The sequence below is a fragment of the Agaribacillus sp. DX54 genome (genome assembly GCF_056858335.1).
This window is the reverse complement of the sequence record NZ_JBXEQE010000003.1, coordinates 182140-203839: the sequence shown is the minus strand read 5'-3', so window position 1 is coordinate 203839 and position 21700 is coordinate 182140. Positions and strand designations below refer to the sequence as shown.

Below are 21700 nucleotides of genomic sequence, written 5' to 3'. Positions count from 1 at the left end.
GGGAAGTGAAAATAAAAATGAAAATGATGGTTGGCAGTCCCATTTAATCCCCTTTTAATTTTTATTTCCATTTTCGTTATCTCATAATTTGTACCCATCCGTTGCAGGGTGTGCCGTCGGGGAATAGGGTTTCGTAGTAGTATACACCGGCTGAGATGTCTTTGGAGGGCCAATCGTTCTGATAGTTGCCGGACTCAAAAAGTTTTCTTCCCCAGCGATTAAATATTGTGACAGACATTGGCTCTCCGGTTGATATTTGGAATTTTTCATTCTTGCCATCATCATTTAAAGTAACAATATTGGGGATAAAAAGATTTGATAGCGACACAACTGTTTTTTCCCGGTGCAAACATCCTTGGGAGAAGGCGGTGAGTGTCACTTCAAAATCACCAAAACCCTGGAATTCGTAATGGGGACTATCCTCATCGGAAGTATTGCCATCACCGAAGTCCCAGAGAAAAGTATCGGCGTTAACAGAGGTATTTTCAAAGCTTACCAGGGGAATGGACTCACAATTAAATAGTTTATTCACGTCAAAATTGGCAGTAATCCGGGGAACTACCGAAACTGTTAAGGAATCTTCAAAGATGCAGCCGTTGCTGTCAATGACGTTAACCTTGTACACACTTGTGGTATCGGGGCTTACGACAGGATTGGGTATATCACTGACGAAGGCATTCCGGTCATCGGTCCAAATGTAACCGACGCCCCCTGAAGCAGACAATTGTGCGCTTTCACCACCGCAAATTTCCACATCCTCTGAAATGGTAAAGTCGTCATCATATACGGTAATAATGGTAGAAGCGATGTCTTCCACGGTGCAGGTATTGACATCCCTGATTTTCAGGGTCACAAAATAAGAGCCGGGATTTTGAAACACATTGATAACACTGTCTTCCTGAGTGGAAGTATTACCATCACCAAAATTCCAGAAAAATTCCACACCACCGACACTTTGGTTTAAGAACATTATTTCAAGTGGGGCGCAACCATCCTTCACGCCTAAATCATTGCCGATAAGATTATTGGTTTCCAGATGGGCTTCCAGAGAGGCCAGATCAAACTTAAAGGCGGCGTTGTTGCACCTTTCCTGACCGCCACGTACACCGCGGTTGATGTTGGACCAGGCGCCGGGTGTAGTAGGAAAATTGTCAGTACTTCCACCGCAGGTACAGACTGATTGATAAATAATACCCCTTTTGTCAAACCTGCTGGTGCCGCCGTCTACATGATCGCCGGAGGAGTTGGTGGAGCCGAAAAACGTTCCATATAACAAATCTTTTCCGTCTGCCGAGAGGGCCATTAAATAAAAATCCGATCCGTCGGTGGTGGGAAAGATGGCATCATCCGTGACGGGTAAGCCACTGGTAGAACCTCTGTTAGGGCTGAAAAGGAAATTTGTATTGCCTCCCCAGCCGCTGAGGAATATGTTTTCGCATTCATTGACAAGGAATGCAGTGGGTGAAATATTTGGTTCCCGGGTGCCTGCCCCAAAAACAAGGGAAAACAACGTTGAGTCCATTTCGTTGGTAAGTTTGTGAATGAACTGGCCGCTGTTAGGATTGTGGTAAACCCCGGAGGTTACAGGGTAATTGCCCTTGGTTTGGCCCATTGCGTAAATGTTTTCCGATCCATCGAGGTCAATGAAATAAACCTGGTCATAGGCATCTGTGCCCAGGTAAGTACTGTAAACAATGGAGTCATTGTCAACGTCGATTTTGGTAATGAAACCATCGATATTTCCGGGAGGACTTTCGTTAATAGCGCCGGCGGTGGTGTAAAAATCACTGCTGGTGGTGCCTCCGCCAACGTAGACAAAGTTGGAGGAGTCAATTTTGATTGAATAAGCCGCGTCATCAGCCACTCCCCCCAGGTAAGTGCTCCATAGCAGGTTGCCCAGGTCGCTGCTCATCTTGAAAACCACGGCATCGGAATTACCCCCTGAATAGACAGGTTGAATGGCACTGGTTACCGGAAATCCATCGACGTCTGTACTGCTTGCAACATAAACATTGTCGTCTTTGTCTACAATGATATCTCCACGAATGTAATCACCATAATTACGTATTAAGGCGTTCTCATACGCACCAACGGTATTCATTTTCAGGATCCCGTCATTTCCATTACTGCCGATAAAAGTAGATGCTATCAGTTCACCGTTGGTGTTTAATTTAGTCAGTACGATATCGGAACCGACTTTCAGGGAATCAAAAATAACAAAAGGAGTTCCACCGTTGAAGGTTTGGTCATAAGGGTTGCCCGCGACCGGATAGTCGGATGATCCTGTAGTGCCGAGGATCAGCAGTTCGTTCCGGTTATTCACAATCAGACTGTGTGGGTTTTCCTGCGAAGCTCCCCCAATATACGTGGCGTATAACAACTGTCGTCCTGAGGAGTCATATTTAAGGATTCCGATATCGTACGAACCGCCCTGGAAATCGGAATGGTCTGTGGAAGGGAAACCATTGCCAAAAACAATACCACCACTGTAAAGGTTTCCCGCATCATCAAAACAGGCAGTATAACCGAAGTTATCAGCAACAGAGCCAGAAAAGGTGGAAAAAATTAATTGAGGATCGATAACCAGGCTTTTTTGGGGATCATAGCCGTCGGGAAAATGAAAAGAAACTTCATTGTCTTTTAACCGGAACTCACAACTCAGCTCCTGTTTTTTTCCTTTCGCGTCTATCTGGTACGCGTAAGGGATGTTTTCTATGATGGTATTTATTTTAGTTTCACAATAAAGCTGCCTGTTCCTTACAGATATTTTTTCCAACCCCTGATAACTGAATTTGATTTGTTCCGGATCTGCCCCTTTTTGTAACACCAGATCGTATTTTAGAAAATCATGTTGCGAGTACAACCGCAGGTCAATGCCGGGATACAATTCCGAATAAATTACTTCTTCGTAGGCCCTGCAACCTGAAGCCCATGTATCAGGGTCTTTGGTCAGGTAATAATTGTAAATTTCCCCACCGTGTTTTTTTACCTTAAAACCGGGATAGTCGTTTGCGCCTTTGAATTCAACCTGTATCTGCTCCATCGGGATTTCTTCAAAACCGACACCTCCCGATGATCTCGCGTTGTCGCCTGCTCCGGTGTGAGGATGGTGTTGCCTGGCCAGGGCCCTGGTATCATAGAATGTGTAGTGAAGTCGATCCCTTTTTAAACTAAGTTTTCCCCCCGGGATATCGGCTGCATATTTGATGGAAGCATCCCACTGGCCTTTGTTTTCGATAAATTTTAATCCTGTAAAGGCCGGGGCCGGATGCTGACCGTAAACCCAGCAGGCATGGCCTATAGAGATAAGGGTAAAAAATAAGGTAAAAATCCGGATCATGTACAGCAATTAGGCATTTCTTAAAAGGTCACATTTTTTTATAATTTATGCTTTTCACCAGTAAATTCCCGACTTTCTCTTCCCACTTAGCCTGTTCCTCAGGAATACTGCCATGTCGTGTATCCTCGTCATAGGCAGTCTGGTAGCTTTGATATTCTGTGAAGTTTTTGTTGAAAATAGCCTTGGATTTGCTTTGATAATCGGCTATTGTGAAGGTATTTTTTTTGAATTCCTTTCTTAACTTTCTTGCAAAATACTCAGCAATATCAAAGTGTATTTGCTCATGCTTTAGAAGGGCGTCGGTTTTTTTATCGGGCTTCACCCAACTGTCCTTCTTTTCAAAATAACAGTCTACTGTAAATGAGTAATTTGTAACTCCCCCTTCTTGGCTGATCTTCAGTCCATAGGAGATTTGTAGGCTTGATTCGGCACTGAATTGACTGCTCTCCCGTGGGTTGCCCTTAAAATCCTGCCATGACAACTTACGGCTGTTATTCCAGTGAATCTTATCCTCCGCAGGAGCCTTTTGTCCAATACTGGCAAGGAATAAGGAAAGTGCAACCGGAAGATAGATTAAGTAATTGTACACCATAATTCAACTATTATTTTTAATTAACGGCTTTTACAGGCAAAATTGTTCATCAGCCCCCTGTAAATCCATAATTTATTGTAAAGACGCTTTAAATTTAGTATTCGTTGTAAGTAACTTTTGTGAAAATCCGGCATATTTAAGACACCAGACTTTTTTGGAAGAATAATGCAAAAAATTGATCTATATTGTAATATCCGGCACCTTGTAATACAAGTAACCCCGATTAAGTTGCAGGTTGCCTGTATTCTCATCTCCCCAGCAAAAACGGCTGTGTCTCTTGGTGTCTTTGTGGTTCACCATTTTTCACCACGGAGGCACAAAGACACCAAGAGACACAAAGGATTTTGTCAAAAACGTAGTGCAACACCCTTGTCCCGCTTGTGCCTTCAGACGCCGTAGGAGCACAAGCGAGCCGCTCACCCTATCCGATAGCCTTAATCATCAGAGGCTGCAATGATTCCATAATCGCAGCCCCAAGGGTGCTACCCTAAAATAATTGCCCATTATCCATTGTCAATTTCACCGCATTGCTGAACGCTTATTAATCAAACTTTCTTCTGATGAACCATACGTCCCTGATAACAACGTCAAAGTTAATCTGGCTAGCAGTTTCTTCTATAAGGCCGTTTTCAGTAGTTCCCCGTTGGTGATAAGTGTAGTTAAGATTTATACTCGTCTTATTACCTTGTACCGGAATGCCAACACCGATATTGAATCCCCATTCGCTAAAGGTGCCGTTGCTGAGATCCAGGTAATTGTCCTTATAAAATACACCTGATCTGAGGTTGACCAGATTAAAGTTGTGGTCGCTATTGAAGTTTGTTTTATACTCATAACCCAGCGCATAGTGAAAGGTATCGCGGAAGCCGTGGTCATCGCTAAAAGAAGCAGAAGACCAGTTTTGATATTTTACGTCGGCGGAAATGGTAGATCGGGAAGTGTTAAAGGACATGCCAAATCCTGCGGATAAGGGAAGTAAATAATTATCTTCGGTGGTTGTTTCACCACTAATGGTATTTAGTCTGGATTCGAACAAGGTTGTTTCGTTGGTAACACTAAACTCGCTTTCATAAGCAAATGTAGCTCCTAAGGTGAGGGTGGACTTTGCCAGAAATATGCTGTATTGGGTACCGAAATCAAAGTAGATCTTATTCATGTACAGTTGATTTTCCACCCAAAAGTTGTTGGCCAGCTCCAGTGACTCGATGAGCTCGGTCTTGAGGATAGACCCAAAAATCAAAGTGCTGTTAACACCTACAGACCAGTTTTTCGTGACCTGAAATGCATTACCGAGGTATACCTGGTTGAATCCGCCACTGCCCTGGTAGTTGATGATGCTCTGGTTTGTCAGTGCCCCCAGGTTCCGTTGCGTGGTAATATCATAATCCACCTTACTGTAAGGCGCAAAGCCAACGGTTGTGGCCCATTTGGATGAAAGTCTGAACCAAAGGTTGATATTGCCGATACCACCGCTTGCGCTTGATTCTTCCGAACTTGTGGTTCTGAACCGATCAAATTCCACCAGGGCCCCCATTTCAAACAATTGGGTGACCGGACTGCTGATCGCTGTGTAAGAAGCCGGATTTTGTAAATTGATAAAAAAATCGCTTCTCAACCCTATGCCACTCCCTCCCAGACCTTTGTTTACGGCCGATTGCCGCGGTAATAAATCGCCTATCCCAAATACCGTGTAGGCAGATCCGGCGATGCTCTGCGCCCCGCAACGCCTGTGGCCGAAAATGATCAATGGCATAGATACCAGGATCAGTAGCCTGAAGAACCTGAAATATTTCATTGTATGACCAGATGTTGATCATGCTAATGTAGGAGCTATTCGATGGCTCACAATTATATTAGATGAACACGCTGGTTTTCGGGTTCAAACCGGAAAGTTTACCTGCCAAAACGGTTTCACCTGCCAAGACCTGGGTTTTCTATAAAGTCCGTATCCAGGTAGATAAACCAGTTAATCTGGTATATAATATTTTAAGGGTTAAACCGTCAATAACTAGTTTCGGATATGGATAAACCCCGGATTTTGGTAAAAAGCTTATTGCTATCGATCATCATGGCCCTGGTATTAATGGCTTGCATTGAAGATCCGAATACGATAAATACTGATTTTTTTAATGATGAGTCATTTGAGATTACCTATGTAGACACGATGGAACTGGTAACCTCGACCATTCAGTTCGACTGTTTACAAACCAGCCGCACAGGCAGAATACTATTTGGCTATGCCGAAGATGAAACACTGGGAAAACTGAAATCAACCGGCTTTTTCGAGGTGGGGCTGGACGCTACCTATGCGCTGGATGAGGACGTGGCTGTATATGATTCAATCACCTTGTACCTGGAGTTCGACGGCTATTATTATTACGATACTTTACAGGAACAGGTATACACACTTTATAGTTTAACTGACGAATTGGAGTATGATGATGAAACAGAGTTTCTTTACAACACCACTTTCCGCGAGTTGTCTCCTGATCGTTATCTTGAAAGTGAGCCACTGGGTAGTTATAACATCTCTCCGAGACCCTTCAGGGATGAAGAAGTCGAGTTTAGAATTTCTGATGCATTAGGGCGGGAGTTGATCCAACTGGCTTATGACGGTAGTGAAATTCTGTCCAATGCCATTGAGTTTTCAGAGTATCTTAAAGGCTTTGCCCTGGTTCCGGATTCCCTTCAAAGCAACAGCATCATTGGTTTTTCTACAAATTCCCAGTTGAGAATATATTACCAGGACAAATCTGTTATCCCTACCGATCAAAAATACCTGACTTTTTCCATTGGTGACGAGCCCTATTTCAGTCAGATAATTTATGACCGGTCCGATACCAGGCTATCGGAATTGTTGACCCTTGAAGAAGATTTGAATTCAACAGTCACAGACAACGAGGTATACATGCAGGCCGGCGCCGGGTTGGGCATCAAGATACGGATTCCGCATATCAGCGCATTGATTTTTGCCGGTGATGATTTTTTTATCAACGATGCGGTGCTTACCCTGAGACCAATCGATAATTCTTACGGTACAGGCACCCCTTTGCCTGAAAATCTCATTGTTTATGTAATCGATGAGGAAAACGAGATCATCGGGGGACTGGAAAACCCGGTTAGGCTTTTGGAAGATATCGTACTGGACAGGGAAACCCGCTACGAAATCAATGTTACATCATTTATTAACAGTCAATTAGATATTGATGAATTCAACGAAAATGCCTTGTTAATCATGCCGCCTGACAGTCTTTTTAACAGCACCGTTAACAGGCTTTTTATTGGGGATTCAAGCCATGAATACGTGATGGAACTCACGGTTTTATATATATCACTTGTGGAAGATTGATGTTTTTGAAATGAACCTTAATTTAATTACAAAAATGAAATTTATTGTACGTTGGCCGGTTTACTTTTTGTTGATTGTTACTTCAGTTTTCAGCTTCACAGCTTGTGAAGATTCCGATGAAGATGAAGATGACGGAAACTGGATAGAAACCCTTCCCTTCAGAGGAAGACCCCGGGGCGGCGCCATGGCTTTTGTGGCCAATGAAAGGGCCTATGTGGGATTAGGTTACGATGGAGATGATTACCTGGCGGACTTTTATGAGTTCGACCTGGAAAGCGGTATCTGGCAGCAAAAAGATTCTTTCCCCGGAGTTTTGCGTGAAAGGTCAGTAGCTTTTAGTATCGACGGTATCGGCTATGTGGGGTTAGGCTATAACCGCGATGAGGATATCGAGGAGCTGAGGGATTTCTGGAAATATGACCCTGCCAAAGACCAATGGACCCAGTTGAGGGATTTTGCAGGAACCAGAAGATACAACGCAGTGGGGTTTGCCATAAACGGTAGGGGGTATGTCGGAACAGGTTTTGATGGGGATAATTTTAATAACGACTTTTGGGAATATAATCCCGGAACTGACAGTTGGACAGAAATCAGAAGTTTGCCTGGCCCAAAAAGGGAAGAAGCTGTGTCTTTTATTGTGAATGACCTGGTATATGTAGGCACCGGAAGAAACAATGGCTTATATGAAAGTGACCTGTGGGAGTTCAATCCTGCTGACAATACATGGATTGACCGTTCTTTGGATGATGAAGACGATTATTATGATGAATTCCTGCTTGCAGTAAACCGTCATGATGCTATTGCTTTTGGTTTAGATGGCAGGGGATACATTGTTGGAGGATCAAACGGCACCGTTCAAAGTTCAGTCTGGGAGTTTAATCCTGGCAACGATGTGTGGGAAGATAAAACTGACTTTGAAGGGGCCTCCAGGATAGTGGCGGTGCACTATATGCTGCAGGGCAGGGTGTTTGTCACAACAGGCCAAAATGGTACGAGAAGGTTTGACGATACTTATGAATTCAGGCCGGATGAGGTCTATGAAGAAGATGACTAGAATCTGATCACCAATCACCATGGAAAACAGCATGGCTAAAGTGCACATTAAAAAATACCGCTTAGCATTCCATATTTTGGTTTTGGTGGTAATGATGTCATTACCCTGGCTCGTGCTACCCTTGCGTTCAAATTCCGAGTTTGCCAAATTGTTTACCATCCGGGGTTCGCTGTTTGTCCCATTTTATTTACTTAATGTTTTTGTTTTTATCCCAAAGTTTCTCAATGGCCAGCGTTATGTGTGGTATATCGGTGCTATTGTCCTGTCTTTTTTGGTGATTTTATTGATAAATACCCAAATCGAAACCCTTTCTCTCTTTGCAGAGATTCTGGAGGCAAAAGCCGTCGGGTTGGAAGGGGTCAGGCCAAGATCTTTTACCATTCCCCTGCAGTTGATTTTTCCTTTCATCCTTACCTTTTCTATTGGAACCAGTTTTGAAATGATCTTAAAATCCGAAGAGCAGCGCCGTGAGAAGGAAGAGATAAAAAAAGAAAAACTATACTCGGAGCTTTCTTTTTTAAAGTCACAGATCAACCCTCACTTTCTCTTTAATTCATTGAATAATATTTATTCCCTTACCCAAAGAAACTCCAAAAATGCCAGCCAGGCCATACTGTTGCTTTCCGACCTGATGCGGTATATTCTGTATGATTCCGTTCAAAAAAAGATTAAACTAACACAAGAGATTCAATGCCTGAAAAACTACATCGCACTTCAGCGTTTAAGAATATCACGAAAGGAGTCTGTAAAGATAGATTTTACCGAAAGTGGCAATTTTTCCACCATATACATCGAGCCTTTAATCCTGATCCCTTTTTTAGAAAATGCTTTTAAACATGGGGTCTCCTACAACCGGGTCTCGCTGGTTTCTATTAACCTGAAGGTGGAGGCAAGTGTCATCAAATTTGACGTATATAATACTAAAAAACAAGCCAATACCTCTACACTGGATTCCGCCAACGGACATTCCGGAATTGGACTTTCCAATACAATCAGACGATTAAACCTGTGTTATCCTGACCGCTATGAGCTCAGGATTAATGAGTCACCCGATTATTACGAAACCAAGTTAACCATTTTAGTATGATCATTCACTGCATTATCATCGACGATGAACCCCTGGCGATTGAATTATTGGAGGAATATGTAGCAAAAATACCTTATTTGAAATTGCTGGCAAGTTTTGAGAATTCGTTTAAAGCCCTTAATTTTTTAAAGGAGCATGAGGTAGATCTGGTTTTTCTCGACATCCATATGCCGGATTTTTCCGGTATTGATTTTTTTAAAAGCCTGCAGCGTCCGCCAAGGGTTATTATGACCACGGCCTATGCCCAATATGCGGTTGAAGGTTTTGAACTAAACGCCGTAGATTATTTGTTAAAGCCCTTCTCGTTTAACAGGCTCCTGAGGGCTACCGACAAGTTATACGACATGATGCACAAAGGCCCTGTAACCATTACAGAAAAAGACACCCCTCAGGTGGATGATTACATTTTCCTGAAATCAACCCACAACATTATCAAGGTGAATTTAAGCGATATTGAATACATCGAAGGGTATAAAGATTATTTGAAAGTGTATATTGGGGAACAGCAACCGATTTTGACGATTAAAAGCTTAAAAGCCCTGGAAACTGCGTTGCCACAGAATGCTTTTGTAAGAATTCACAAGTCCTATATTGTGTCAATTAATAAGATAAAATCCTACCGGAAAGGCAAAGTAAAAATCAAAGACAAATATCTGCCTATCGGGGACTCCTACAAATCGATATTCAATAAAATGGTGCTGGAGGGGAGGATGTAAAAATTAATGCCCATAGTTGTACCATACTTTGTTATATTTATCATAACAGAAACAAGAAATATGGTCAGCTTAGATGAAATATAATTTTTATATCGATCCTGACATTACCAAAGCTGAAACGCTTCCCGGCATTTTTTACAGGGACAGGAATATTTTTGAGCGGTTGAAAGAAAAAGTATTTATGCAAACCTGGCAATGGGCAGGCGATGAAGACCGTATTCCGCATGGCGCCTTTGCGTATCCGTTTACCCTGTTAGAGGGCTTTCTGGAGGAGCCCATGGTTTTAGTCCGGGATGAGGCCGGTCATTTAAGATGTTTGAGCAACGTATGTACCCACCGGGCTAATCTGGTTGTGCAGCGCCCCGGGAAGCTTCAAAAGCTTGTCTGTATGTATCATGGCAGGCGGTTTGATCTGGCGGGGCGGTTTGAGTTTATGCCGGAATTCGGCGAGGCTATGGATTTTCCACGGCCTTGCGAGGATTTGCATGAATTTATGCTTGCACAATGGGGGCCGTTTATTTTTACCGGGCCTGAACCTGCATTTCGATTAGATAAAATTATCGCCAAAATAAACGAAAGAGTTGGGTTTCTGCCCCTGGGAACATTCAGGTATGATGCTGAAAGATCAAAGGATTACACGGTCGATGCCCATTGGGCATTGTATTGTGACAATTACCTTGAAGGATTTCATATTCCTTATGTACACAAGCGTTTAAATGATGTACTGCACTATGGCAACTATGCGACACTAATTGACGATTACTTCGTTCTGCAAATTGGCTATTCAGATGGTCATGACGAAGTGTTCGACCTGCCGGAGGGACACGTGGACATCGGCCAAAAGGTGGCTGCATATTACTATTGGATTTTTCCTAATTTGATGTTCAATTTTTATCCTTGGGGATTATCGGTTAACATTGTAAAGCCGCAATCCATCGACCGAACCAGGGTTTCCTTCCTTACCTATGTCTACGACCAGTCAAAGCTGGACAAGGGTGCCGGTGCATCGCTTGACCGTGTTGAACAGGAAGATGAATTAGTTGTAGAAAGTGTTCAGACCGGTGTTGGCTCCAGGTATTATGGCACAGGAAGGTTTTCGCCTGAAAGAGAACAGGGGGTACACCATTTTCACCGGTTGCTGGCCCGTTTTTTAACAGCAGATCAAGTCCCACGTCACTGATGGCTTAGGGCAGGTAATCGTATCGATGCATTTTCATCTACTTGCCATACCAAAGTTTGCAAGTTGGTGTGCAATGAAACTTGTCATTCAGGTTTAGCGGTTTAGTTACAGGCTCATTAGGTTAGCTGACGAATCTTTAAAAATTTGTTCGCTTCAAAAAATCGTCCGGCTTAGTCTTTCTGCAACCAAACCGGTTTCGTTTCCGATTGATGTGCCCCGCCGATTATATCCCTGTAGAGTTCCGGTCTTCGCGCGTTTTTGTAGCGAAACCCGCCTGCCAGGCTTAACTTATCATGCGTAATAGTAGCGATGGTCAGGGCGTTGTCAAAATCCCTGATCTCAGTTAAAATTTCCCCGTAGGGATCAAGTATTAACGAATTCCCGTTTTTTAAATGTTCACCGTCATATCCGACAGGGTTGGAGAAAACGTAATATACCCCATTGTCGTAGGCCCTGGCAGGGAGCCATCTCAGGAGCCACTCCCGGCCTTTGGGGCCGTCAAATTCCATTCTAAGTGGAACAGGGTCTTTTTTTCTGTTCTGCCAGAGCCTGTCATCTACATAACCTCTTCCGGGCATCGATGATGGGGTGCAGCCTGTAACATGCGGGGCAAAAATAATTTCCGCGCCCAGCAACGCGGTCGCCCGGACATTTTCAATGACATTGTTGTCATAACAAATCAATATGCCACACTGCCATCCCTTCAGGTCAAATACTACATACTCATCACCCGCTGACATGTATGGACTGATAAAAGGGTGGAGTTTACGATATCTGGCGATTACTTCGCCTTCATTTACGCAAATATAGGTATTAAAAATCCGGTCCCCATCCACTTCGACCAGCCCTGCTAAAATGGCTATTTCATGTTCCTCGGAAATGCTGATCAATTGCCGGCAACTTTCCCCTGCCGGCACTTCCTCTGCCAAATCCAGCACCTGATTCCTGTCCAGGTTTTTAAAAAATGTATAAGCGGTTATCGACATCTCATGGAAACTAATGACATCCGCGCCTTTCCGGCTGGCCTGCCGGGCAAGTTCATGAATTACCGATAAATTATAGGCTTTGTTTCCGTTCTTTGGTTCAAATTGAGCGACGGCAATAGTAAGGTCTTCCATGTTTTGTCAAAAGCTTTGCGAGCTCCTTTGCGGAGTAAAAATAACAGTATTCTTTTAATTTAAGAAATACATTAAGACGATTATTTTAAACCTCTCCGGTACGGAGTCGAAGGGATATTATAGTTTTTTATTAAATTTCCGCGGCCTTTGGTTGGAAACTACATTGGGTAAAGGGTATTTAGTCAAATGTTATGTAGTCAGGCCAGTGCTTTGCCAATGTATGTTTGTTGTGAACGTTAAACTAACAATGAAATATCAAAAGATAATACTGGTAACTTTATTACTTCCTCATTTAGGATGCTCAGTGACCAAATTACAGGAAAGAGGAAATGTCAAACCCAAATATTTTTATTCTAAAATTGAGTTTGAAACCTATCAATCAGTAATAGCCTTTGATGTCGATATCGATGGACAAACTAAAAAATTCCTTTTAGATACCGGTGCGGATTTAAGTTTGGTGCAAAGAGATACAGTGAAAGGGCGGGCATCAAAATATTCAGGCGCTTCAAAAAGGAAAATGAAGTTAGGGCGGGAGGTAGTGCCATTGATCCGGATTGGAAACACAAAATTCACCGACACTTACGCACTCAACGGTGATTTGGTTGGACTCAAAGAACAAATCCCCAACTTTGGAGGATTAATTGGGCAACCCATTATTAAAAAATCGAATTGGCTTATTAATTACCCCGGCAAAAAAATTGAAATATCAAATGCAAACCTGGTGGGTGAATCTTTTAAAGAGATCGAAATAATAAGGAAAGATGGATCACCCTTTACTTTTATTGAGATGAGTGGCGAGAAATATCAGGTGATGATTGATTTTGGAAGTTCATCGACCCTCAATTTACCGGAAGGCTCGAAGTTTGCGGAAGATGTGGCTAAAATCGTTGAACTTTCTGAAAATACAAGGGACAGATACACCCTGGGCGGATTGCAAAAAACGCAAGAAAAAGTTGGGGTAATACCCGAAATTCGATTGGGGGAATTTGTATTTGAAAATGTCGATGTGAATATTAACCCTTCAAGTCAACCGCGAATTGGAATAAGTTTTTTTAAGGATTATTTTATATATATCGATAATGCCAATGGCGGCGTCTTCAAATTAAAGAAAAGTGCTGCTCAATAGTGAGGTTAGGGATACCGGCTGTAGCTATATCACAATTCGCAATATAATGAAAATCAGCGATATAATTATCATTTAAGGAAAACCTGGATCATTTTTGCCTTAAATTTTAGCCCGGAATCCACCCTTGCTTTTTAATCGAAGTATTTGAAATGTAATGGGCGTTTTCTTTGAAATCTAAAAAAGAGAACATGTGCCTTTTAACGCCATCTGATGGTAACAGCAGGAACCAAGGCAGGTATACAGTTGTGTTTGTCCGTTTATATTTGTAAGTTGTCATATGCCGTTAAACATAAGGTAGCGCCACTATGAAACCAGTAATCATTCGTTTTTGTGTTTCCCTGCTTTTTTCTTTTCTTTTTTATGCCTGCAAGGTTACAACCAATGTCAAAGTAGATGAACTCTTTGCCGCCTGGAATAGTAACAAAACACCAGGAGCAGCAATAGCGGTGGTAAAAGACGGATCGATTGTATACAAAAAAGGATATGGCAGCGCTAACCTGGAATACAATATTCCTGTCACACCGTCCACCATATTTCATATCGCTTCGGTTTCAAAACAGTTTACTGCTTTTTCAATCCTGTTGTTAGAGAAAGAAGGTAAACTTTCTTTAGAAGATGATGTCAGAAAATATATCCCGGAAGTACCCGACTTTGGAAAGGTCATCACGCTAAAACACCTCGCTTCCCATACAAGCGGCCTTAGGGATCAATGGAATTTGCTGGCTTTGGCCGGCTGGCGGCTCGACGATGTAATCACCAAAGAACATATCCTGAAACTTGTGAGCCGGCAAAAGGAGTTGAATTTTGACCCTGGCGATGAATTTTTATATTGCAATACAGGATTTACCTTACTGGCAGAAGTAGTATCGAGGGTATCCGGTCAATCCTTTTCAGCATTCACTGATCAAAACATTTTCAAACCTTTGAAAATGTCCAATACGCTTTTTTACGATGATCATGAAAAAATTGTAAAAAACAGGGCTTATTCCTATTATTCAGATAATAATGGATACAAAAAAAGAGTGCTGAGCTATGCCAACGTCGGGGCCACCAGCCTGTTTACCACCGTGGAGGACCTAAGCCTTTGGGCCATGAATTTTTCTTCCTTAAAAGTCGGAGACGCTAAAATGATAGATAAAATGAATGCCATGGCTGTATTAAACAATGGGGAAACATTTGGCGGAGCACTGGGCCAGTTTGTCGGTAAGTACAAAGGTCTGAATGAAATACAGCATGGTGGTGCAGATGCGGGTTATCGCAGCTATCTGGGACGTTTCCCCGATCAGAATTTTGCCGTAATTGTTTTTAGCAATGATGCCTCTTTCAGGGCAGGCATCCTGGCCCATAAACTTGCTGATATTTATCTTGAAACCGAATTTGTCTCCGAGCCAACCGATGATGCAAAAACCGGTGAGACTTCCAATGAAAACGTTTCCGTTGATCCGGAGACGTTAAATACCTATGTTGGAGCATATGAATTACAGCCCGGTTTTACCATTAATATTACAGCAAATAATGGTGAATTATTTGGCCAGGCTACCAATCAACAAAAGGTTTTGCTAAAACCTTTATCCACCACTAGATTCTCTGTTGAAGGCATCGGGGCAATCATCGCATTTTTTCCGGATAGCAGTGGAAAAGTTACCTCACTAAAACTTCATCAAAACGGACAGATCATGGATGCGACAAGAGCCATACCATTTGATAAGTCTACCGTAAATTTAGCTGAATTCACCGGCCAGTTTTATAGCCCGGAGCTGTCCACAACGTACAGCTTTACTCATGTCGGTGATAAACTGATGGCACAACATGATCGTTTGAGCAATATCCAATTAAACCCCATCAAAAAAGACATGTTTTCCGGAAGCGTGTGGTTTTTCGGCCAAGCTGAATTTACAAGAGATTCGGCTGGTATCATTAACGGTTGCCAAGTTTCTTCAGGCCGGGTTAGAAACCTGTGGTTTCAAAAGGTGGATTCTCTGAACACACCATCCCGGATCACAGACTGACAATTACAACCGGTCAAACCAGTATACCTTTTGAGTTCAGGGAAAACGGCCGGTGGCCATACACATTATACCGGATAGCTTGGTGAAGGCTCATTGAAAAAGTAAAACAACTCTGGCCCAAAAACTACCCTATCCCATTGCATCTTTACCACCCACGGTCAGGAGTATTCCGTTATCACAACGATTGAATCCGTTGTGCCTATGGGTATAGGTCGCTCACGCATGATTAGCAACAAACAGGATGTTAATCTTGAGGAATTCACCACGGAACGAAAAGCTGGAACAGACACGGAACAGGGCCGGGTCAAAAGGCGGAATTTGAAAATTGACAACATTGAAGAAACCAAAATGCTTAATTTTTTCAGTGCCACTGGTATTAATTTCCAAAATGTGGCATCTAATGATGCTATAATTTCATCCAAACTCAGTCAAATGGCTGCTAATGGCTGGGAGTTGGTGTTTGTGGTGAGTGGCGTAGAAAGTGACGGAGGAGAGACCGACCTCCAGGGGATTTTTATTACCCGGTATATTTTTAGGCGTTAAGTTTTGTTCTGACTACTGCTTTTTAGATAGCTCCCTGCCGCTCGTCTGGTAATGACCGGTTGACTTGGTAATCCATCCTGGCGACTGGGGATTAAAGTTTTTCATGATTTTATTATCCGGAGAAGGCCAATTTAGTTGAGCAAAACTAACTAAAGAAACTGCAAAGCTGCTTAAGTTATCAGGTAAGCAGAAACAAGAAATCGATTGGCAGGGAGATGGAGGGGAGGAACCAAAAGGTGGTTAAGGAAGAATACCTTTTAACTCAACCTACTTGATAATCTTAATTTTATTCATGTTAATAACCGCTTCTTCGATACCATGCGGAGTAAGGGGATACATAGGAATGATTGCAGCCAGCACACCGACTGTGTATGAGTAGCCCCAGCTTCCAATAGGATCGGGATTGAGCCAGGCGACCTTTTTGAACTTTTCCCGGAGGTCATGCCAATGGCGTAGTGATGCATCACTCAATTCGTAGGGGGCCATCGCGGCATCGCCTATAATAAAAACCGAATACTCCGGGTCTTTGGCCAAAAGCCGGTCAATGGGGAGACGCTCGGTCCTTCTTTCGTTGCCGTAGACGTAATTATAAATGGTGTTGTGATAGTAAAACACTTCCAGATCGTGGGCAAAGCGGGTCTTCATTTTTTTGAATAGTCCGGTCACCTTTTTAATGTGTATATCCATGGAAAACCCGCCGTTATCGATCATCAGGATGATACGCATTTTTTCGGAAATGACATCCTTTTCTTCGGGCAGGAACAAGCCACCCCGCTTTAACCCGTTTTTTATGGTATTTGGAATGTCCAGCGTTTTTGTAGCACTTTCCTCCACCACACCTTTTAAAGCTGCCAATGCAGCATCCACATTGTTGTCACTCAGTGGCTGATCCATAGCTACAGGGAAATACCTCGGATCATCCATCACCATCCGGGCCATCCTGCCTCCACCTTGTCCACCTACCCTTACCCCCCCAACACCTGCACCGCTATGACCATAGGGAGAAATGCCACCTGTTCCAATCCAATGGCTGCCTCCGGTGTGGCGGTCCCGCTGCTGCCGTGCTACTTTATCCATCCTTTTCAAAAGCTCTTCCAGGCTGATATTTCTGTAATCGGCGGCCCGGTCCAACGCACGTGATCCTTCGTTGCCCGACTGTGAAGCCCTATCGGCCATGTTAGGATTATCATTGGCCAAAATGTCCTGACCATCTATAATTTCTTTGATAGCATAACCGGTAAGATGTACCTCATCCAAAAACCGGTTTACCAATCCCCTGATGTCGTTTGCATCTGCCTGCTTTTCTACCTTTAAAAACTCGTCTTTCCATTCCTCAAAGGCCCTGGACCTGGCTACCGCTTCTTCCGGACGCTCCCCGGGCCGGAAATCAACGCTTAGGAAATAGTCATAATAAGCTATGGTAAATGGGCCAATCATACTGGGATCTTTTACGACAATCCCTTTCAACACCAGATAAATGTCACCGAGGGTATGCACAAGCCCGTTTTCCATGCTTTTCCGCAGCAGGAGCAAGGTATTTACATCGGCTGGCACCCGGTGCGATTTAAAAATATGGGGCAGACTGGGAAACAATTCAGTTGAAGTTTGATAAACGGCCGCGGTCAGTGATAAAGTTCCTTTCTACACGCGCCATGTCTTCCTGGGTTTTAACCAGCGCACCAATGCCGGATAGTTTTTTAATCATTTTCAAAGACTCACCTTTGGCAAATGTTTGTAAATACCTGAGCCAATTTAATAACTCCCGGGTGGATGGCGCTCTTTCCAGTTTAAGCCTTCTTAACTGGTAAAACAAGTCGATGGCCAATTGTACCAGTTCTTTATTGGCCCCGGGGTAATGTTTATTGACAATAGCCTGCATGGTTTCGGGGTCGGGGAATTGGATATAATGATAAATGCACCTTCCCTTGAAAGCAGTAGGCAGTTCCTGTTCCCGGTTACTGGTAATCACAATGGCGGGCATGTCCTCCTCGTTCACCTCGATTACCTTGCCTGACTCAGGCATCACAAACTTTCTGTGGCTCAACGCATACAACAGATCGTTAGGGAATTCCCTGGGGGCTTTGTCGATCTCATCGATCAGCAACACAGAATCGGGCGATGTATAAGCCCTGGCGGCTGGTCCGGTCAGCACATAATCATCCAGGTTTTCTGTGCTCCGGTTGCCGGTACTTAGCTTGCTTTTGAGACCTTTTTCCTCCCTTTGGCTGTTGAGCACTTCAATTTGCGAATCCCTGAGGTATTTGACATGATCAAATTTGGCTACAAATTGTTCTACATTACTTTTTGAGCCTACAGGATACACAAAAAGATCCAATTTCTGGCTTGCGGCATATTGCAGTGGTAGCTCGGTTTTACCGGTACCGGGTTCACCCTCTACCAGCAAAGGCATTCCCAGTGTACGCGCCATATGAAAAGCCTGTGCCAATTCCGGATCACAAATGTATTTATCCGATCCTTTCCAATAAGATTTTTCCGCCATTGCAGTATTGTTTTGATGATTTGCAGGAGATGGAACGTTGTTCCCGAATTGCAATTATACAAATCAATTGGGAATTTTTGGTTGGAATCGGGCTCTTGTTTCGGGTTGCGCCAGCTCACCTTTATTTCACCACCAATTCCACATACACCGGTAAATGATCCGAAGCATATCTCAGATTTTTAGAATCGCTCAGAACCGCATACTTTTGGACTTCGATACCGGATTTACTGGTAAAAATGTAATCGATTCGTCTGGTCACCGGTTTATTGAATTGAAAGCCATTAAAAGTCCCTTCCGGTCCGAAAACCACTTCTTTGCTGACCTTTTTGGTGTCATCGAGGTGTTGAGACAGGTACTGAATTGGCTCAGTGCCGGGCTCCAGGTTAAGATCCCCCATTAAAATGTATGGGTGATTATCTTTGTTGAGGCTGCCGATGCGATCATAAATCAGTGTGACGCTGTTTTTTCTGGCCTCTTTACCAACATGGTCAAAGTGTGTGTTAAAAACCCATATTTTTTGTCCGGTTTCCAAATGTTCAAACAGGGCGTAGGTACAAATTCTTTCCAGGGCTGCATCCCAGCCCACTGATATCTTTTCCGGGGTATCCGATAGCCAAAATGTAGAGGATTCAATGGTTTTGAACTTGCTGGCGTTGAAGAATATAGCGCTGAATTCTCCCTTCTTCTTGCCGTCATCACGCCCTACACCTACATATTTGTAACCTGCGAGTTCTTTGTTTATGTAATTCACCTGGTGTGCCAAACCTTCCTGAATTCCAAAAATATCCGGGGCATGGAATTTGATCTGTGCGATCAAAAAATCTTTTCTGGCTTCCCAGCGGTTTTCACCGTCGTTGGGGTTGTCATAGCGGATGTTGTACGTCATCACACTTAGGTGTTGGCTTAGTGCCGGAGTCGAAATATTCAGTATCATAAATACAATGAGCCGATGCATTTTCATTCTATCGATATATTTATTTGATGATCGATTATTTGTAACTGTTTCCCTATCTCAATACCTGCTGATCCCCTTCAAATGATGGATTATTGGTAATATTTTTGGCCTGCTTCGATTTCAGGTCGTACTTATAGATTTCCCAATTTCCATCTTGATTGCTGCTGTAATAAATGTATTTTCCTTTTTTACTCCAGGTGGATAAAAGCTCCCATTTATGACTTTGAGTGATGTTTTCCAAGTCCCCTGATTGCAAATTGTGCAGGTAGATTTCCCGGTTTCCATTGCCGTCCCTGTCGCTGCTATACAGAATTTTCCGGCCGTCAGGAGAAACCTTGGGCGCCGCTTCATTGTGGGGTGAATGGCTGATATTTTTCAGGCCGGTTCCGTCTGTATTGATGGTATAGATTTCAAGGTTTCCGTCGCGGTTGCTGGTAAAAGCAATTTGCTGGCTATCAGGAAACCAATCCGGGCTGAAGTCTCTTGAACTAATGTTTTGTGTTAAATTCCTGGTGTTTTCAAAGGTCATATCTGACAAATAGATATCTCCGTTGCAAACATAGGCCTGCCATTTTCCATTGGGCGAAAGGATACTGTTTTTATCTTTAAGCGTGCATGCCTGTGGCTGCCGGATTTCCTGTCGCTCCCTGGTTTTTAAATGAAGTTTGTAACGCTTAAACTTCCCATTTTCCAGCGCAAGAAAGCTGATTTCATGTTTGTTCATTACCTGTGGTGACCATTGTTTCCATTCGTCACCAGTCAGTTGCTCAATGGTGCTTCCATCATTTTTCATTTTATAAATATTCGAATTGCCATCCCGGTCAGATGAAAAAATGAGGTATTCGGGTCTGGTACATCCTGTTAAGGCTAACAACATGATGATCCGGGAGTACAGTTTTTTCATGGGGTGAGCTTCATTTATTTATCAGGTTACAAAGTCAACGAGGTCTTTCAGCTTTTCTTGTCGTCACAAGATTTGTACCCAAAACCTACTGATCGTTAAAGTTATTGATTTTTAGTCAGGGTCAAAATGATAACAATTGCCAGATGAACTGAAAATAGTACCTTACCTTGTGCCGAACATACTAAATCAATGCAAAACGTTTTTGACAAAATTCTTGGTGTCTTGGTGCCTTTGTGGTTCACCATTTTTCACCAGGGAGGCATCAAGACACGAAGAGGCGCAGAGGTTTTGCCCGATAGAATGAAAATACAACTAAATTCTCAAGTAGTGCAATAGCCACGTCCCGCTTGTGCTCCCTCGTTGTTGAAAGGCATAAGCGTCCCTTGGCTGTAGTGCAACGTTTTTGAAAAATTCTTGGTGTCTTGGTGCCTTTGTGGTTCACCATTTTTCACCAGGGAGGCATCAAGACACGAAGAGGCACAGCCGTTTTCGCCTGTAAAATAAATTATCTTCTCAGGTAAAATGGACACTGGCGAATTTTCGGACGGTAAATGTTGTCAAGATAAGAAAGTAAATAAAGGCAATAAATGCATTGAAAAAAAACGCCTCACCTTCAATAACGTTGTTTAAACCCTGAAAAGCCCAGTGCGTGGGAAGCATCCCGAATAAATGAGAAAAACTGTCAGGCACAAAAAAGGCGATCACCGGTAATACCACCGATATGTTGAAAATCTTGATCCAAACCATGCCGGACATTTTATTGGCCGACAGTGTGGAAATGCCCAGGCAATAAACAGGGACGATGAGTCCGGATAATATTGAAAACAGTAAAGTTAAAAATACAGATAAATCATAAAATGGCTGTAACAGCAATATGCCCCAGGTCAGAACGACCGTAATCAGAAATGGAATCATAAGCCTGAACAGCACAAACCAGATTTTTGATACAGGCAAAACGCCATATACCCTTGCTACCTCCGTTTCCTTTTCCTCAATTAAAACCATACTGTAAATAAACCCGAACATTTGTGTATTTTCAATAGTGGCTACAATCAATACGTAAGGCACATATTCATTGACTGCCTCATATTTGTCGGTTAAGTATGGAAGAAAAACATTGATAACCACAAAAATCAAAGCGGGCAATAACAGGAAAACCCTCAACGACGGATCCCTGAATATCAGTTTGAAATCGGCCATGGATATTTTAATTAATTGTTTCATAGC

17 protein-coding genes are annotated in these 21700 nt (G+C 43.0%); 8 read left to right on the top strand and 9 right to left on the bottom strand.

Going from position 1 to position 21700, the window contains the following annotated elements; all coding sequences use genetic code 11:
* Positions 1-76 precede the first annotated feature (76 nt).
* The 3 genes from AC04NP_RS05295 to bamG all read right to left on the bottom strand — a co-directional run bounded on the left by AC04NP_RS05295 (position 77) and on the right by bamG (position 5727).
* A complete protein-coding gene (locus tag AC04NP_RS05295) occupies positions 77-3340 on the bottom strand; it encodes a DUF7948 domain-containing protein (protein ID WP_482858469.1) in 3264 nt (1087 codons plus the stop codon).
* Positions 3341-3368: 28 nt separating this feature from the next.
* The gene (locus AC04NP_RS05290) at positions 3369-3932 is read right to left on the bottom strand and encodes a DUF922 domain-containing protein (protein ID WP_482858468.1); all 564 of its coding nucleotides are present in this window, start codon (positions 3930-3932) and stop codon (positions 3369-3371) included.
* A gap of 541 nt (positions 3933-4473) precedes the next feature.
* Positions 4474-5727, bottom strand: a complete 1254-nt coding sequence (gene bamG / locus AC04NP_RS05285) for a BamG family beta-barrel-assembly machinery protein (protein WP_482858467.1) — start codon at positions 5725-5727, stop codon at positions 4474-4476.
* A 225-nt stretch (positions 5728-5952) separates the two neighbouring features.
* On the opposite strand from bamG, the gene AC04NP_RS05280 reads away from it, so the two are divergent.
* From AC04NP_RS05280 to AC04NP_RS05260, 5 genes are all read left to right on the top strand, one after another.
* Positions 5953-7281 carry a DUF4270 family protein gene (locus tag AC04NP_RS05280; protein ID WP_482858466.1) on the top strand — a complete coding sequence of 443 codons (1329 nt, stop codon included), beginning with the start codon at positions 5953-5955 and terminating at the stop codon, positions 7279-7281.
* Positions 7282-7315: 34 nt separating this feature from the next.
* The gene (locus tag AC04NP_RS05275; protein ID WP_482858465.1) at positions 7316-8335 is read left to right on the top strand and encodes a Kelch repeat-containing protein; all 1020 of its coding nucleotides are present in this window, start codon (positions 7316-7318) and stop codon (positions 8333-8335) included.
* 31 nt (positions 8336-8366) lie between these two features.
* Positions 8367-9422 (top strand): sensor histidine kinase, encoded by a 1056-nt coding sequence (locus AC04NP_RS05270; protein WP_482858464.1) that lies wholly within the window; start codon positions 8367-8369, stop codon positions 9420-9422.
* Entirely contained in the window at positions 9419-10138 is a 720-nt protein-coding gene (locus tag AC04NP_RS05265; RefSeq protein ID WP_482858463.1) for a LytR/AlgR family response regulator transcription factor, read from the top strand. The genes AC04NP_RS05270 and AC04NP_RS05265 overlap by 4 nt, the downstream gene beginning before the upstream one ends.
* Positions 10139-10211: 73 nt before the next feature.
* Positions 10212-11318: an aromatic ring-hydroxylating oxygenase subunit alpha gene (locus AC04NP_RS05260; protein ID WP_482858462.1), complete on the top strand. Its 1107-nt coding sequence runs from the start codon at positions 10212-10214 to the stop codon at positions 11316-11318.
* A gap of 170 nt (positions 11319-11488) precedes the next feature.
* Here the strand turns inward: AC04NP_RS05260 and AC04NP_RS05255 are convergent, their stop codons facing one another.
* Positions 11489-12436, bottom strand: coding sequence for a nitrilase family protein (locus tag AC04NP_RS05255; RefSeq protein WP_482858461.1), 948 nt, complete (start codon positions 12434-12436; stop codon positions 11489-11491).
* A gap of 247 nt (positions 12437-12683) precedes the next feature.
* Between AC04NP_RS05255 and AC04NP_RS05250 the strand changes: the two genes are divergently transcribed.
* From AC04NP_RS05250 to AC04NP_RS05240, 3 genes are all read left to right on the top strand, one after another.
* Positions 12684-13562, top strand: coding sequence for a hypothetical protein (locus AC04NP_RS05250; protein ID WP_482858460.1), 879 nt, complete (start codon positions 12684-12686; stop codon positions 13560-13562).
* Between the two features lie 305 nt (positions 13563-13867).
* Complete coding sequence (locus AC04NP_RS05245) at positions 13868-15571, top strand: serine hydrolase (protein ID WP_482858459.1); 1704 nt, start codon at positions 13868-13870, stop codon at positions 15569-15571.
* Positions 15572-15793: 222 nt separating this feature from the next.
* A complete protein-coding gene (locus AC04NP_RS05240) occupies positions 15794-16114 on the top strand; it encodes a hypothetical protein (protein ID WP_482858458.1) in 321 nt (106 codons plus the stop codon).
* A 267-nt stretch (positions 16115-16381) separates the two neighbouring features.
* On the opposite strand, the gene AC04NP_RS05235 is transcribed toward AC04NP_RS05240, so the two are convergent.
* From AC04NP_RS05235 to AC04NP_RS05215, 5 genes are all read right to left on the bottom strand, one after another.
* The gene (locus AC04NP_RS05235; RefSeq protein ID WP_482858457.1) at positions 16382-17668 is read right to left on the bottom strand and encodes a hypothetical protein; all 1287 of its coding nucleotides are present in this window, start codon (positions 17666-17668) and stop codon (positions 16382-16384) included.
* 40 nt (positions 17669-17708) lie between these two features.
* The gene (locus AC04NP_RS05230; protein ID WP_482858456.1) at positions 17709-18614 is read right to left on the bottom strand and encodes an AAA family ATPase; all 906 of its coding nucleotides are present in this window, start codon (positions 18612-18614) and stop codon (positions 17709-17711) included.
* A gap of 121 nt (positions 18615-18735) precedes the next feature.
* Positions 18736-19575, bottom strand: a complete 840-nt coding sequence (locus AC04NP_RS05225) for an endonuclease/exonuclease/phosphatase family protein (protein WP_482858455.1) — start codon at positions 19573-19575, stop codon at positions 18736-18738.
* A 46-nt stretch (positions 19576-19621) separates the two neighbouring features.
* The gene (locus AC04NP_RS05220) at positions 19622-20473 is read right to left on the bottom strand and encodes a TolB family protein (RefSeq protein ID WP_482858454.1); all 852 of its coding nucleotides are present in this window, start codon (positions 20471-20473) and stop codon (positions 19622-19624) included.
* Between the two features lie 513 nt (positions 20474-20986).
* The gene (locus AC04NP_RS05215; protein ID WP_482858453.1) at positions 20987-21697 is read right to left on the bottom strand and encodes an ABC transporter permease; all 711 of its coding nucleotides are present in this window, start codon (positions 21695-21697) and stop codon (positions 20987-20989) included.
* Positions 21698-21700: the final 3 nt, after the last annotated feature.